The 15,307-nt window shown below is 63.2% G+C and carries 11 protein-coding genes; all 11 read left to right on the top strand.

Annotated features, from left to right (window positions below):
* The 11 genes from PMM47T1_RS01635 (at window position 1) to pqqF (ending at window position 15,199) form a co-directional block, all read left to right on the top strand.
* Window positions 1-2,211: a polysaccharide biosynthesis tyrosine autokinase gene (locus tag PMM47T1_RS01635; protein ID WP_008365159.1), complete on the top strand. Its 2,211-nt coding sequence runs from the start codon at window positions 1-3 to the stop codon at window positions 2,209-2,211.
* A 66-nt stretch (window positions 2,212-2,277) separates the two neighbouring features.
* Window positions 2,278-2,790, top strand: coding sequence for a transcription/translation regulatory transformer protein RfaH (gene rfaH, locus PMM47T1_RS01630; protein WP_008365158.1), 513 nt, complete (start codon window positions 2,278-2,280; stop codon window positions 2,788-2,790).
* A 37-nt stretch (window positions 2,791-2,827) separates the two neighbouring features.
* Window positions 2,828-3,829 (top strand): glycosyltransferase, encoded by a 1,002-nt coding sequence (locus PMM47T1_RS01625; protein ID WP_008365156.1) that lies wholly within the window; start codon window positions 2,828-2,830, stop codon window positions 3,827-3,829.
* Window positions 3,826-5,070 carry a glycosyltransferase family 4 protein gene (locus tag PMM47T1_RS01620; RefSeq protein WP_008365154.1) on the top strand — a complete coding sequence of 415 codons (1,245 nt, stop codon included), beginning with the start codon at window positions 3,826-3,828 and terminating at the stop codon, window positions 5,068-5,070. Before PMM47T1_RS01625 ends, PMM47T1_RS01620 begins: the two co-directional genes overlap by 4 nt.
* Window positions 5,039-6,364 carry an O-antigen ligase family protein gene (locus PMM47T1_RS01615; RefSeq protein ID WP_008365151.1) on the top strand — a complete coding sequence of 442 codons (1,326 nt, stop codon included), beginning with the start codon at window positions 5,039-5,041 and terminating at the stop codon, window positions 6,362-6,364. Before PMM47T1_RS01620 ends, PMM47T1_RS01615 begins: the two co-directional genes overlap by 32 nt.
* A 2-nt stretch (window positions 6,365-6,366) precedes the next feature.
* A complete protein-coding gene (locus tag PMM47T1_RS01610; RefSeq protein WP_008365149.1) occupies window positions 6,367-7,656 on the top strand; it encodes a hypothetical protein in 1,290 nt (429 codons plus the stop codon).
* Between the two features lie 31 nt (window positions 7,657-7,687).
* The gene (locus tag PMM47T1_RS01605; protein WP_008365148.1) at window positions 7,688-8,794 is read left to right on the top strand and encodes a glycosyltransferase family 4 protein; all 1,107 of its coding nucleotides are present in this window, start codon (window positions 7,688-7,690) and stop codon (window positions 8,792-8,794) included.
* Window positions 8,795-8,836: 42 nt separating this feature from the next.
* Window positions 8,837-10,039, top strand: a complete 1,203-nt coding sequence (locus PMM47T1_RS01600) for a glycosyltransferase family 4 protein (protein WP_008365146.1) — start codon at window positions 8,837-8,839, stop codon at window positions 10,037-10,039.
* 15 nt (window positions 10,040-10,054) lie between these two features.
* Window positions 10,055-11,467 (top strand): undecaprenyl-phosphate glucose phosphotransferase, encoded by a 1,413-nt coding sequence (locus PMM47T1_RS01595; RefSeq protein ID WP_008365144.1) that lies wholly within the window; start codon window positions 10,055-10,057, stop codon window positions 11,465-11,467.
* Window positions 11,468-11,521: 54 nt separating this feature from the next.
* Entirely contained in the window at window positions 11,522-12,598 is a 1,077-nt protein-coding gene (locus PMM47T1_RS01590; RefSeq protein ID WP_008365143.1) for a polysaccharide biosynthesis/export family protein, read from the top strand.
* A gap of 147 nt (window positions 12,599-12,745) precedes the next feature.
* Entirely contained in the window at window positions 12,746-15,199 is a 2,454-nt protein-coding gene (pqqF, locus tag PMM47T1_RS01585) for a pyrroloquinoline quinone biosynthesis protein PqqF (RefSeq protein WP_008365142.1), read from the top strand.
* Window positions 15,200-15,307: the final 108 nt, after the last annotated feature.

Genomic DNA, 15,307 nt, shown 5'->3' with positions numbered 1-15,307 from the left:
ATGACTGCAATGAGCCGCTCTGCACTGGAGTACTACCAGGACACTCAGTTAGACCTGGCAACCATCCTGCGAACCCTGTTCGACCACAAGCGCCTGATCGCCGGCGTGGTCGGTTTCTTCGCCGTGATAGGCCTGGGCTTCGCGATCCTGGCCACGCCTATTTACCAGGCCAACGTGATGATCCAGATCGAGCCCAAGCGTGTGGGCCTGGACGCCACCCCGGAAATCAACACCAAGCCCAATGCCGTGTCACAGGCCACCGCCGAGATTGAACTGATTCGCTCGCGTTCGGTGCTGGGCCAGGTGGTCAGTGAGCTGGACCTGGACGTGGTTCACCAACCCAAGTACCTGCCTGGCCTGGGTGCGTACATGGCGCGTCACTTCAAGCCCACCGCCGACCAGCCGATCGCAGCGCCGCTGATGGGCCTGGACACTTATGCCTGGGGCGGCGAGAAATTCGAAGTCGCCACCCTGGAAGTGCCTGATAGCCTGCTGGGCAAGAAAATGACCCTGGTAGCCGGTGAGGGTGGCCAGTACCGCCTGCTGGACAGTGATGGCGACCTGCTGCTCAAGGGCCAAGTCGGCGAACTGGCGACCGGCAGCGACGTCAGCCTGAAGGTCGATACCCTGCAGGCCCGCCCCGGCACCGAGTTCACCCTGGCGCGCAACCGCTCCCTGGTGACCCAACTGGACTACCAGACCAAGCTGAAAGTGGCCGAGGCCGGCAAGGACTCGGGCATCGTCTACCTGTCGCTGGAAGACCCGGACCCGGCCCACGCCAACCGCGTGCTCAACGAAGTGAGCCGCCTGTACGTGCAGCAGAACGTGGAACGCAGCTCGGCCGAGGCCGAACAGCGCCTGCAGTTCCTGCGCTCGCAACTGCCCATTGTGCGTGGCGAGCTGACCAAGGCCGAAAACGCCCTGCATGACTACCAGATGCGCAGCAAGTCAGTGGACATCAGCCAGGAAACCCGCTCGCTGCTGGACCAAGTGGTGGCGGCCGACAATTCCATCTCCGAGCTCAAGCTCAAACGCCCGGACCTGGATCGCCTGTACACCCGCCAGCACCCTACCCAGGTGGCCCTGACCAACCAGATCAACCAGCTTGAAGCGCAAAAGGCCACCATGCAGGCCAAGGTCCACAACCTGCCTGAAACCCAACAGGAATTGCTGCGCCTGACCCGTGAGCAACAGGTCACCAACCAGACCTACACCCAGTTGCTGAACAAGACCCAGGAACAGGACATCATCCGCGCCGGCAACATCGGCAACGTGCGCATCATCGACAAGGCCGACGCCAACGTCGAAGAACCGGTCAAGCCCATGCGCAAACTGATCGTGGCCATCTCGATCCTGCTGGGCGCGCTGGTGGCCGTTGCAATCATCTTCATTCGCCAGGCGTTCGACCGCGGCATCGTCAACCCCGATGACATCGAAAACCTGGGTATTCCGGTGTACGCCTCGGTGCCCCTGTCGCGCCTGCAAGACCGCCTGACCAAAGGCCGGCAATCGCGCAACGGCGGCACCGAAGCCAAGCTGCTCAGCATCGCCGAACCGTCGGAGCTGGCCGTGGAATCGCTGCGCAGCCTGCGCACCAGCCTGCACTTCGCCATGCTGGAGGCGCGCAACAATATCCTGATGATTTCCAGCCCCAGCCCGGCGGTAGGCAAGTCGTTCGTGAGCTCCAACCTGGCGGTGATCATTGCCCAGACCGGCAAGAAAGTGCTGCTGATCGACGCCGACATGCGCAAGGGTTACCTGCACAAGGTGCTGGGCCTGCAACCACGCCATGGCCTGTCCGACGCCCTGGCCGCGCGCCTGAGCAACCGTGAAGTGATAAACGGCACCGCGGTGGACAACCTGCACTTCATTTCCTGCGGCTTCGCAGCGCCTAACCCGTCGGAACTGCTGATGCATGACAACTTCCACAAGCTGCTGCGCGAACTGTCGCCCAAGTACGACCTGGTAATCATTGACACCCCGCCCATCATGGCCGTCACCGACGCGGCGCTGGTCGGCCGCCAGGCGGGCACCACCCTGCTGGTGGCGCGCTTCGGCAAAAGCTCGATCAAGGAAGTAGAGAGTGCCAAGCGTCGGCTTGCGCAGAACGGCGTGCTGGTCAAGGGCGCCATCTTCAACGGTATCGAACGCAAGGCGTCCACGGCCGAGTACGACTGCTCAGCCTACGACTACAGCCCTGGCAAGAAATAACAACAACAACAAAACAACAACACCCGGGCCTGCGACACGTTTCCCGGCGCACGTGAGAGCCACGCCATGAGCTACCTCAACGACAGTTCCAACTGGTACCTGATCCAGACCAAGCCGCGCCAGGAAGCCCGCGCCGAAGAACACCTGGCCCGCCAGCACTTCGAGTGTTTCCGCCCGCTCAAGGCTGCGGACGACAGCTCGCGCAAAGTGCGCCGGCTGGCCGAGGAGGAGCTGTTTCCCGGTTACCTGTTCATCCGCCTGGAGCAGGGCGACAGCTGGTACCCCATCCGCTCCACCCGGGGCGTGTGCCGCATCGTCGCCTTTGGCGGCGCGCCCAGCCCGGTGCCTGACAGCTTGATCGCACAGATCCGCCAGCGCCTGGCGGCCCCCGAACCGCTGCCGCGGTTCAACCAGGGCGAGGCGGTGCTGATCCGCACGGGCAACAGCGAAATCCAGGCCATCTTCCTCAGCGACGATGGCCAGGAGCGCGCGGTGATCCTGCTCAACCTGCTGCAACGCGAACAACGTATCAGCCTGCCCAAGAGCAGCCTGTCGCGCATGGCCATGCCCGCCTGCTGACCTGCGACGACTCAACAAGAACAAGGGGGATTGCGCCATGCCTGCGACTACCACCCTGGTCACCCTGACCTACGGGAACCGGCTCCACTACCTGCAAGCGCTGATCGAGCGCTCACTGGCCTGCGCCGAAATTGGCCAGGTGATCGTGGTCAACAACGCCGCCCGCGCCGACCTGGGACAGTTGCTGCGCCGCTGGCCAGCCCAGGTGCACATCATTGACCTGCCCGCCAACACCGGTTCGGCGAACGGCTATGCCGTGGGTATCGACGCGGCACTCAAGGCTGGCGCCGAGTTTATCTGGCTGATGGATGACGACAACGCGCCCACCGAAGGCGCCGTCGCCACGCTGCACCAGCGCCTCGCCCAGTGCTCACGCAAAATGGGCCGTGCACAAACGGCCGTGCTGGGCTTCCGCCCCACTCACCAGGCCGACATCGCCGCTGGCGTGCCGCAGCGCCATGCCTTCCCCCACCGCTCCAGCTGCTTTGGTTTTCACATCGGCCAACTGCCCTACAAAGTGTGGCGCCGCACGCCGTGGGGCAAGCCCCATGCCGACAGCCTGCATCATTCCCTGGTGCAACTGCCTTTCGCCACCTATGGCGGCCTGCTGGGCCATCGCAGCATGTATGAAAACATCGGCTTGCCACGCACCGACATGATCCTCTACGCCGACGACACCGAATACACCCGGCGTATCACCGCCAGTGGCGGGCACATCTTCCTGGTCACCGACGCGCTGCTCGAAGACCTTGAGCACTCGTGGAACATCAAGTCGCGCACCAGCAACATCTATGAAGCCTTCCTGCTGGGCGACTCGGACTTGCGCGCCTACTACACCGCCCGCAACCAGGCCTGGTTCGACAAGTTCGTGTGGGCCCGCTGGGGCTGGCTGTACACACTCAACCGCGCCGTGTTCATGACCTTGCTGCGCGTGGTGGCCTGGCGCAGTGGTTCACGCCAGCGCCTGGACCTGCTGCAACAGGCCATTGCCGACGGCGAGTCCGGTCGCCTCGGCCTGCACAAGTCGTTTCCACTATGAACGTGCTCTTCCTCTCCAGCCTGTACGCGCCAAACATTGGCGGCGGAGCTGAAATCGTGCTGCAACGCACGGTCGAAGGGTTACATCGGCGTGGCATGAATGTGTGCGTGCTGACCACCGGGGCCGATGCCGGCCTGACCCATGACCTGGTCAAGGGCGTGACGGTCTATCGCGCGGGGCTGCTCAATAACTACTGGCACTTTAGTGACCAGCGCCCCAACGCCCTGGCTCGCCTGGGCTGGCACCTGCGCGACCGCTACAACATGGGCATGCGTGCCTACGTCCGGCAGGTCATGGACAAGGAAAACATCGACCTGGTGGTGTGCCATAACCTGGGTGGCTGGTCGGTGGCGGTGTGGGACGAAATCGCCAAGGCCGGGGTGCCCATCGTGCAAGTGCTGCATGACATGTACCTGCTGTGCCCCGGCAGCCTGATGTTCAAGAAGCGCCAATGCTGCAATGGCCCCTGCACCCTGTGCCAGAGCTTGCGCCAGGGCCATGCCGAGCGCTCGTCGCAGGTGGACGCCGTGGTCGGTGTCAGCCACTTCCTGCTGGACCGCCTGCAGAACGCACGCTTCTTTCGCAACGCCTCGGCCCACGTAATCTACAACGCCAGCCCCCGGGTGGAAGAAGTGCAACGCATTTACCCCCAGGGGCGCCTGGCCCACAGCGAGCCGTTGCGTTTCGGCTTTCTCGGCACCTTGTCCGACCACAAGGGCGTGCGCTGGATGATCGAGCAATTCAAGCGCCTGCCGTTCAACGCCACCCTGCAGATCGCCGGGCGCGGCCAGCAGGACTACGAGCGCGAGATTCGCCAGTTGGCCGACGCCGAGAACATTCACTTCGTTGGCTACCAGTCGCCGGAAAGCTTCTATCGCCAGATCGACGTGGCGCTGGTGCCGTCGCTGTGGAACGAGCCGTTCGGCATGGTTGCCGTGGAAGCCTGCGCGCATTCGGTGCCGGTGATCGCCAGCCATCGCGGCGGGCTGCCGGAAATCATCCGCGAAGGCATTAACGGCCTGCTGTGCAATCCCGATGAGCCTGACTCCCTGGGCCTGGCCATGGTGCGCCTGTACCGCCAGCCGGAACTGCGCCATCAACTCGCTGCCCAGGCCAGGGCCAGCGTGGCACCGCTGCTGGAAATCGATCGCATGCTCGACAGCTACCAACAGCTGTTTTTCCAGGTCCATCAGAACAGAAGCGCCCATCATGAAAATCAGCCAGCTTCCGAGCCTCTCTAAACGCCCCCCGCGCATCGCCATCAGCCAGTCGCTGATCGTGGTGCTGGTCGCCATTAGCCTGGTGCTGGTGGAGACGTTTTCCGGTGCCCTGCGCTACTACTTCGACCAGGCGGGGTTGTCGGCATTGCTCTACCTGCCGAAGGCCGCGTGCCTGGGCCTGTTCGGCCTGCAATTGCTGAACTTCAAGGGCGGCCGTGGCTTCTGGATCATGCTGTTGCTGCTGGCCATAGCCGCCCTGCTGGGCATGTTGCATGGCGCGGTGCTGGGCAACGTGGGCTTTGCCCTGTACATGTACAGCCCGTTCCTGTTCGGGGTGGTGTGCGGGGTGCACCTGGAACACCGCAAGCGTCTGCTGGCACTGGTCATTCTGTTCTGCCTGGCGGCGTCACTGGTGGGCATTGCCCTGGACAAGTACACCGCTGTGCCCTGGAAAGGCTACAGCTACAACATTGGCGACACCGAGCTCAGCGCTAACCAGTCGTGGTCGGAGAATGGCGTGGATCGCATTGCCGGCTTCACGCGCCTGTCCACCAGCCTGTCAGTGATGATCGCCATCTTCAGCCTGTACCTGAGCGCCTTCACCCGCTCACGATGGGTGATGGCCGTGCTGTTCGCCATCAGCATTGCGGCCATCTACCTCACCACCAACAAATCCACGGTGGTGGCGTTTGCCTGCACCCTGGCGCTGTTGCCGCTGCTGCGTAACCGGCTCACCTGCCGGGCGATTTTCTGTGTGGTGGTGGCCATGGGCATTGCCCTGCCGATCATCGGCCTGTGGGTGGATTTCGACCCCAACGCCGCCACGGCCCAAAGCGGTTCGCTGTCCTCGTTCTATGACCGCCTGATCAACACCTGGCCCAACCTGGCCCACAACCAGTGGGTACAAGGCTGGAGCGTCTGGGGAGCCGGCTTCGGGATGGTGGGCAGCAGCGTCTCGGCGTTCCCGGTAATGACTGCCAACGTGCCGATCGTTGCCGACAACAGCGCACTGTACCTGTGGGCCACCTTCGGCATCGGCGGCCTGGCCCTGTACCTGATGATGGTGCCGCTCATGATGCGCCTGCGCGACAAGACCACGCGCCTGGCCAGGGCCCTGACCAGCATCTGTTTCTGCCTGACGCTGATCAGCTGGACCACCGATATTCCGGAAGTCTCGGTGGCCACCCTGTTCCTGGGCATGGCCGTGGCCCTGGTGCTGCGGCGCAAGGCCATGCCGGTGAGTGCCGGCAGCCATGACCGACCCCGCCCACCCAGGCAACCGGCGTACGCCACGCCCTTCCGGACGATCAATTGATCATGCGCAGACTGCTACCTTGCCTCGCCCTGCTGATCGCAGGCATGGCAGCGGCCGATGAGCCGTTTATCGTGGGTACCGCCACTCACCTGATGGACGGCTCACCCCTGTTGGCAAAGAACTTCGAACTGGCCAGCCAGGCCGGGATCACCTCGGTGCGTGAAGACGCCTACTGGGCGCGGGTGGAACAGCAACCCGGGCAGTTGCAGATCCCGCCCATCTGGCGTCAATACAACGCGGCCAGGGCCGCGCGCGGCATGGCCAACGTGGTGATCCTGGACTACGGCAACCAGTACTACGAGAACAACGCCCTGCCGCGCACGCCCAACCTGTTGACCGCCTTCGGCACCTACGTCGACTACGTCACCCGGGCGCTGGCCGGCCAGGTGAGCTTTTACGAGATATGGAACGAGTGGGACCTGACCGGCCCTGCCGACCGCCAGGTCAGCGACGACTACATCGCCCTGGTGAAGGCCACCACCAGCCAGATCCGCCACAACGATGCCAAGGCCCGGGTACTCGCGGGCGCAGTCACCAGCGAAGGGCTGGACAAGGGGTTTGCCGATCGCCTGGTGGAAGGCGGTGTCACCGAGCGGGTCGACGGCTTGTCGTTGCACCCCTACGTCCACTGCCGCGGCGACTTGGGCAAAACCCCGGAAAGCTGGATCAAGTGGCTGTCCAGCATTGACCAGCGCCTGACCCGCCTGGCCGGCAAACCGGTGCCGCTGTACCTCACCGAAATGAGCTGGCCCAGCGCCAACGAACCCTGCGGCGTGGACGAGGCTACCCAGGCGCAATTCCTCGCCCGGGCCTTCTTCCTGGCCAAGACCCGCCCCAACATCAAGGGCATGTGGTGGTACGACCTGGTCAACGACGGTACGGATGCCAAGGAGCGCGAACATAATTTCGGCCTGCTCAAACCCGACCTTACCGCCAAGCCGGCCTATGCAGTGCTCAAGGCCATCGCACCGATCCTCACGCAATACCGCTACGACAGCCTCAAGAGCCTGCAAGCCGACAACCTCTACCTGCTCAATTTTGCCAAGGGCGACGACCAGTTGCTGGTGGCCTGGGCCGTGGGCAGGCCGCGTCAGGTGAAGATCGAAGCCAACGGCCGCCAGCAAGGCCCTGTGCAATCGCTGGATACCCGCCACCCCGAGCGTGGCCGGGCCACCAGCGGACAATGGCTGTGCCCCAAGGCCGAAGAAGAACACTGCACCACCGTGATCACGCTGGACGACTTTCCTCGAATCATCAGCCTGGGCAATGCCAGTTGGCTGTTTACTCGCTGAGCACAAGGCCACAGCCTTGAAGGACAGACCGATGGTTGTTATCAATGCTCGTTTTCTGACCCAGGAATTGCGCGGCGTGCAGCGGTTCGCCGAGCAGGTGAGCCTGGCCTTGCAGGCGCGGCGCTCGGACCTGGTGTTCGTCAGCCCCGACCGCATTTTGATGCACGACACCGCGCGCAAGCTGAACGTGCAAACCCTGGGTAAATACAGTGGCCACCGCTGGGAGCAACTGGACCTGCCACGCTACCTGCACCGCCAGGGTTCGCCATTGCTGGTGTCGCTGGGGGCTACGGCACCGCTGCTGTACCGCAACCAGATCGCCACCCATCACGACATCACCTACGTGCGACACCCGGAAAGCTACACCTGGGCGTTTCGCACCAGTTACCGGGTGATGACGCCGATCCTGCTGCGGCATTTGAAAAGCCTGATCACCGTCAGCGACTTTTCCCGCGGGGAAATTTCCGGCTACTACGGCTACCCCCAGGAACGCATCCTCGTAGTGCCCAACGCCGTGGGCAGCGAGTTCCAGCCCGGCATTCCCGGCAACGCGCGCAAGACCTACCTGCTGGCGGTGTCATCACCCAGCGCGCACAAGAACTTTACCCGCATGATCCATGCGTTCCTGCAACTCAAGGGCCATGAGCGCGTGGAACTGCGCATCGTCGGCGCGGCCAGCGGGATCTTTGCCGACCACAGCCTGGAACGCCTGGCCAGCAGTGACAAACGCATCCGCTTCCTCGGCCGGCTCAGCGACGAGGAACTGATTACCCAGTACCAGGGCGCGGCGGCCTTTGTCTTCCCCTCGCTGTACGAGGGGTTCGGTATCCCTCCCCTGGAAGCTCAGGCATGCGGTTGCCCGGTGCTGGCGGCAAACGCCGCATCGATACCCGAAGTGCTGCAGTCCAGCGCCCTGTACTTCGACCCGCTGGACGTCGAGCACATCGCCCAGGCCATGAACCTGGTGCTCACCAACCAATGCATCCGCCAGCAACTGCGCACGCTGGGCCTGCACAACGTCTCACGTTTTGACTGGGACCGATCGGCGGGGCTGATCAACGAACGCATTGATGCGCTGCTTGCCGAACAGTCCCAACGCCACTCTGCCCTGCCTTTGAATGCCGGCGTACCCAAATAATCGCGGGGCCTGGACCCTGCCATAACAACAAATGGTGGCACCATGAAAATTGCAATTGTGCATGACTGGCTGGTGACCTACGCGGGGGCGGAACGCGTGCTCTCCTCGCTGCTGAAAATCTGGCCGCAAGCCGACCTGTTCTCGGTCATCGACTTCCTCAGTGACGAAGACCGCGCCCACCTGGGTGGCAAGCGCGCCCAGACCACGTTCATCCAACACCTGCCCAAAGCGCGCACGCGCTATCAGCAATACCTGCCACTGATGCCGCTGGCCATCGAGCAACTGGACCTGTCGGGCTACGACCTGGTGATTTCCAGCAGCCACGCGGTGGCCAAGGGCGTGCTCACCGGCCCTGACCAATTGCACATCAGCTATGTGCACTCGCCCATCCGCTACGCCTGGGACCTGCAACACCAGTACCTCAACGAGGCCGGGCTCAACCACGGCCTCAAGAGCAAGGTGGCGCGCATGATCCTCCACTACATGCGCATGTGGGACCAACGCACCGCCGCCGCCGTGGATGAGTTCATCGCCAACTCGCACTTCATCGGCCGGCGGATCGACAAGGCCTATCGCCGCCCCTCCACCGTGATCTATCCACCGGTGGACACTCAGGGCTTCGACCTGCAAACGCACAAGCAGGCCTTTTACCTGACTACTTCGCGCATGGTGCCCTACAAGCGCGTGCCCATGATCGTCGAAGCTTTCCGCGCCATGCCGGACAAGCACCTGATCGTGATTGGCGACGGGCCGGAAATGGAGAAATGCCAGGCCCTGCACGCCAGCAACGTCACCCTGCTGGGTTTCCAGCCATTTACCGCGCTGCGCGAGTACCTGCGTAACGCCAAGGGCTTTGTCTTCGCCGCCGAAGAAGACTTCGGCATCAGCCCAGTGGAAGCCCAGGCTTGCGGTACACCGGTAATCGCCTTCGGCCGTGGCGGCACCCTGGAGACGGTACACGGGCTGGACCACGAGCAGCCCACCGGCGTTTTTTACCACCAGCAGACCGTGGCGGCGATTATCGGCGGTATCCAGGAGTTCGAGGCCAACGCCCACCGCATCACTGCCCAGGCCTGCCGCGATAACGCCGAGCGTTTCTCCGAACAGCGCTTTGAACGGGAAATGCGCCAGTTCGTCGAGGCGCGCTGGAACGAAGAACATCCACCCGTGGCGCTGCCGATACTGGCCAGCGCACCACGCCTGAGCCTGGCGCCGTCATTGGCCGTTGGCGCAAAAAACCAGTGAACCGGGAGGTCTGTCATGGCAAGACCGCTGAAAGGCATTCTGCAGGCCCACCAATCCGCCCTGTCGCTGGCCCATCGGGCGCTGGACGTGGCGGTCATCGCCGCCTGCACCCTGTGGTTCGCCTGGCTGGAGGGCCGGCTGCACGACAGTGACACCTGGGTACGCCTGATGGCGACCGTGCTGATCTTTCGCTGGCTCAGCGAATACCATCAGCTCTACGGCTCATGGCGCGGCGAACGGGTGGCGCGCGAACTGCTGCGGGTATTCAATTATTGGGCGCTGACGTTCTGCTGCCTGCTGCTGATCGACTACCTGCTGAACAAGCCCGAGGTGGTGCTGGATAAAAGCCGCATCACCTGGTTCGCCCTGGTGCTGTTTTCCCTCAGCGCCTACCGGCTGTTGATCCGCAGCACGCTGCATGCGCTGCGCCGCCGCGGCTTCAATACCCGCACAGTGGCCATCGTCGGCACCGGGCAAATCGGCGAGCGTCTGGCCTGCTCCATTGCCGCCGCACCGTGGATGGGCCTGCGCCTGCTGGGTTTCTACGACGATCAGCCCGAGCAGATGGCCCTGGACGAGCTGAGCAGGCGCATCCCGGTGCTGGGTGGCCTCGACCAGTTGGTGATGGACGCGCGGGCCGGGCGCATCGACAAGGTCTACATCACCCTGGCCATGAGCCGCGAACCCTCGCTTTGCTGCCTGGTGAAGGGCCTGAGCGACACCACAGCCTCGGTGTACCTGATTCCCGACGTGTTCATGTTCGACCTGCTGCATGCCCGCAGTGAAAGCATCAACGGCCTCACCAGTATCAGTCTGGTGGACACGCCAATGGATGGTTCCAGCCAACTGGTCAAGCGTTTCGAAGACATTGTGGTCACCAGCCTGATCCTTGCGGTCATTGCCGTACCCATGCTGCTGATTGCCCTGGGCATCAAAATCACCTCCACCGGCCCCGTGTTTTTCCGCCAGACACGCTATGGTTTAGATGGGCGGCCGATCATGGTCTGGAAGTTTCGCAGCATGACGGTCCAGGAAAACGGCAGCGAAGTACGACAAGCCAGTCGCAATGACTGTCGCGTAACCCCGTTCGGGGCGTTTTTGCGGCGTACATCGCTGGACGAGCTGCCGCAGTTTTTCAACGTATTGCGCGGCGACATGTCGATCGTAGGGCCGCGCCCCCATGCAGTGGCGCACAACGAGCAGTATCGCAAGCAGGTCAACGGCTACATGTTGCGGCATAAGGTCAAGCCCGGCATCACCGGCTGGGCGCAAGTCAATGGATGGCGCGGGGAGACCACGACCTTGGACAAAATGCAGAAACGCATCGAATTCGACCTCGACTACATCGAACACTGGTCCATCTGGCTGGACCTGAAAATCATCGCACTTACCCTGTTCAAGGGTTTTGTCCACAAGAACGCCTTTTGACTCCTATAAGACCCAACGCTGGAGAAACCTGCTTTCTCCAAGGAAGACTTTGCCATGAAGCGATCGTTACTCGGTGTTTTGCTGATGACTGCATTGGTCCAGGGTTGCGCTTTCGCCCCTGGGCAACACATGACCCCCGATGATGTACAGGACCAGGACAGTGGCCCTGTGACCGTAGTGCCGATCACCTCGGCCACGGTCAACCAGCAGAAAGTGATCTACAAGCCACAGCCCATACCGGCTTCGCTGCTCAGTTACCGGCCCAATGACTACCGCATCGGCCCGGGCGACAACGTGGTCATCACGGTGTGGGAGCACGCCGAGCTGAACTCGCCCTCCAACCAGACCCAGGTGGAGGCCAGCGCCCGCGTGGTGCGCCTGGACGGCACGCTGTATTACCCCTACATCAACTCGATCAAGGCTGGCGGCCTGACAGTGCCCGAGTTTCGCGCCAATCTGCAGAAGGCGTTGGGCCAATACCTGACAGGCGCGCAGGTGGACGTGAATATCCAGGGCTACGACAGCCAGAAGGTGATTCTGTCGGGGGCAGTGAAGAATCCCGGGCCACAATCGCTCAACAACATACCGCTCAACCTGGTGGATGCCATCAGCCGGGCCGGGGGTGAAACGCCGGACGCCAACCTGGCCAACCTGATTCTCAAGCGCGACGGCCATGAATATGTCATGGACATCGACACCCTCAACCGCACCGACTCGCACCTGAACGAGATTTACCTGAAAGACGGCGACCAACTGCACCTGGGCAATGACCACGCCAACAAGATCTACGTATTGGGCGAGGTGCAGAAACCCCAGGTGATGAACTACGGCACCAGTACCTTCAACCTGATGGAGGCGTTGGGCAACGCCGGCGGCATCAGCCAGGAAACTGCCAATGCCGAGGCTATCTATGTGATTCGCGGCGCGCAAAACGGCAGCGGGCAACCGCCTACCGTGTTCTACCTCAACGCCAAGAAACCCACGTCCTTCCTGCTGGCCCGCCAGTTTGACCTGCGCACCTCGGACGTGGTGTTCGTCGGCCCGGCCAACATTACCCGCTGGAACCGCTTCATCAGCCAGTTACTGCCGTCGGCAACCGTGGTGGGCACTACCGCCGCCTTCAGCCACTGACCTGCTACCGCCAGCTCCCACACAGACAGTTGCGTCTACATAGGTCCAAAAAAAGCCCGCCGGCCGCCCGGCGGGCTTTTTTGCGTTATATCACTTGGCAAAGATCCGCTAGCATTAGTCTGATATCGCTTTGCCAACGGACAGCCCATGCCGGATGTAGCCTCCCCCGAATTCGCCTTGCTGGTGCTGGAAAACGGCCTGCGCGTGCAGTTGCGCCACGATCCGCGCCTCAAGCGTGCCGCCGCGGCGCTGCGCGTGGCGGCGGGTAGCCATGACGTGGACCCGGCCTGGCCGGGCCTGGCGCATTTTCTTGAGCACCTGTTTTTCCTCGGTACCACACGCTATAGCGGCGATCACGCCCTGATGCCGTTCGTCCAGCGCCACGGTGGCCAGTTGAACGCCAGCACCCGGGAACGCACCACCGACTATTTCTTCGAGCTGCCGGTGGAATCCTTTCCCGGCGCCCTGGAACGCCTGTGCGAAATGCTCGCCCATCCCCGGTTGGACCGTGATGACCAACTGCGCGAGCGTGAGGTGCTGCATGCCGAGTTCATCGCCTGGTCGCGCGACCCACAGGCACGCCATCAGCAGTGGCTGACCGCGCCCCTGTCAGCCACACACCCGTTGCGCGCGTTCCATGCCGGTAACCGCTACAGCCTGCCAGTACCACGCGAGGCCTTCCAGCACAGCCTGCAAGCGTTCTACCAACGCTTCTATCAGGCCGGCCAGATAACCTTGAGCCTGGCCGGGCCACAAGCGCTGGAAGAGCTGCGCGGCCTGGCCGAGAGAGCCGGCAGCCTGCTGCACGCCGGCACCGCCAGCCCCCGGCAGCCTTCCCCGCCCTTGCTTGATCAACCTTGCGCGGCCATGGAAGTGGCCGACCCCAGCCGCCTCAACCTGGTATTTGCCTGCCAGGAAGTGCCCGGCGACAGCTGCGCGGCCGTCGATTTCCTGGCTACCTGGATTGCCTCCGCCCAGCCCGGGGGGCTGCTGGCCGACGTGCAGCGGCGCGGCTTGGTCGAAACCCTGAGTCTGGCACCCCTGTATGACTTCGACGGCCAGGTAGTGCTCAACATCGAGTTCAAGCTCACTGCCGCTGGCCAGTCGGCTCGGGGGCTTGTTTGCGAGCTGTGCCTGGACTGGCTGGAGTTTTTCCAGTCCCATGACGACTGGCAGAGCCTGCGGGATGAATACCAATTGTTGCGCCAGCGCCGGCAACTGGTCAGCACCGCGCTGGACCTGGCCCGTCAGGACATTCAGCATTTTTCCCTGGATGGCGACACCCGGATCGGCCACGACGCGGTGCAAGCCTTGCGCGTCATTCTTGGCCAGCTGCGTGCCGACACCGTGCTGCATGGCCCACTGGTGCACGTCGGACTTGGCAGCGACGTTAAATGGCGCCTGCCCCAGCGGAATCGGTTCCTGCGCCCCAGCCGTCGGCCGGCCCAGCCGATGCCGACGCCCGCCTGCCTGGACATCGTCAGCACGGCGCAACCGCCCAGTCATGAAGGTTGCCTGTACCTGCGCTGGCGGGTGAAGTCCGCCCAGCGTGCCAGCTTCTGGCGCATGCTGGATCACAACCTGGTGAAGCTGCGCGAGGAGGCCAGCCAGGCCGGCGTGCAGATGACCTTTTCCAGCCTGGGCGACGACTGGCAACTGCGCCTGTGCGGCGTGCAGGAGCCGATGCCGGCGCTGGTCGAGCAGGCCCTGGAAAACCTCACCCAGCCGTCCCCGGAAGTGTGGCGGCAGGTGGGCCAACTGAGCCCACCTGCGCCGCTGATCCCGATTCGTGAATTGCTCAAGCGCCTGCCCGAACACAGCCTGGGGTATTACCAGCCGCCCCTGCGCGGCCGCGACGAGCACTTGCAGCCACCGCTGTTGCAACGTTTATGGAGCGAGTCCCGCTGGGACGGCCTGGCCCTGGGCCTGAGCCCGGCGGTCAGCCAGGCATTGAGCGTGGCGCTGCTGAGAATGCCCGGCCATGCCGATGCGCGCCTGTGCCAGCCGCCGCTGCCGTTGCATGGCCGCACCTGGAGCCAGGTGACCACCGACTCCAGCGAACAGGCGTTGCTGCTGTTTTGCCCCGCGGCTGGCGAGCAGATCATCGACCAGGCTGCCTGGCAGTTGCTGGCGCAACTGTGCCAGTCGCCGTTCTACCAGCGCATGCGCGTGGAACTGCAATTGGGCTACGCAGTGTTCAGCGGGTTCCGCCAGGTGGCGGGGCGCCCCGGCCTGCTGTTCGGCGTGCAGTCACCCAGCACGCCCCTGGCGCAAATCCTCGAACATATCCAGGCCTTCCTGAACACGCTGCCGGCCCTGATTCGAGCCCAGTCTGGCAGCGCTTTCAGCAACCAGTGCCGCGATCTGGCCGCGCGCACCAGCCTCACCGACATGGAATTGAGCCAGGCCGCCGAAAGCCTGTGGCAAGCGCGACTGGGTGGCCACTCATCCGATTTCATCGATCAGTTGCGCAAAGCCTTCGGGCGCCTGCGCAGCGATGCGCTGCATCAGGCCGCCAGCCAACTGCTGGAGGCTCAAGCAGGCTGGTTGTGCCTGGCCAACGGCCCGGCAGTGGATGAATCATGGCAAGTGGCACAATGATCATTACGCAGGATGTAACGAGCTTTCTCAGCCGGGTTAATGCAATTTAACGTTTCAGTACAGTGGAATTTAGTAAGATAGTGCCTTGAGCATACGAACATCTCCCCA

The organism is Pseudomonas sp. M47T1, assembly GCF_000263855.1.
Lineage (GTDB): Bacteria > Pseudomonadota > Gammaproteobacteria > Pseudomonadales > Pseudomonadaceae > Aquipseudomonas.
The sequence above is the reverse complement of the archived record's forward strand: the minus strand, read 5'-3'. Positions and strand labels throughout refer to the sequence as shown.

Coding starts and splice junctions, on each gene's coding strand:
- PMM47T1_RS01635 (WP_008365159.1), top strand. CDS start 1: ATGACTGCAATGAGCCGCTCTGCACTGGAGTACTACCAGGACACTCAG.
- rfaH (WP_008365158.1), top strand. CDS start 2,278: ATGAGCTACCTCAACGACAGTTCCAACTGGTACCTGATCCAGACCAAG.
- PMM47T1_RS01625 (WP_008365156.1), top strand. CDS start 2,828: ATGCCTGCGACTACCACCCTGGTCACCCTGACCTACGGGAACCGGCTC.
- PMM47T1_RS01620 (WP_008365154.1), top strand. CDS start 3,826: ATGAACGTGCTCTTCCTCTCCAGCCTGTACGCGCCAAACATTGGCGGC.
- PMM47T1_RS01615 (WP_008365151.1), top strand. CDS start 5,039: ATGAAAATCAGCCAGCTTCCGAGCCTCTCTAAACGCCCCCCGCGCATC.
- PMM47T1_RS01610 (WP_008365149.1), top strand. CDS start 6,367: ATGCGCAGACTGCTACCTTGCCTCGCCCTGCTGATCGCAGGCATGGCA.
- PMM47T1_RS01605 (WP_008365148.1), top strand. CDS start 7,688: ATGGTTGTTATCAATGCTCGTTTTCTGACCCAGGAATTGCGCGGCGTG.
- PMM47T1_RS01600 (WP_008365146.1), top strand. CDS start 8,837: ATGAAAATTGCAATTGTGCATGACTGGCTGGTGACCTACGCGGGGGCG.
- PMM47T1_RS01595 (WP_008365144.1), top strand. CDS start 10,055: ATGGCAAGACCGCTGAAAGGCATTCTGCAGGCCCACCAATCCGCCCTG.
- PMM47T1_RS01590 (WP_008365143.1), top strand. CDS start 11,522: ATGAAGCGATCGTTACTCGGTGTTTTGCTGATGACTGCATTGGTCCAG.
- pqqF (WP_008365142.1), top strand. CDS start 12,746: ATGCCGGATGTAGCCTCCCCCGAATTCGCCTTGCTGGTGCTGGAAAAC.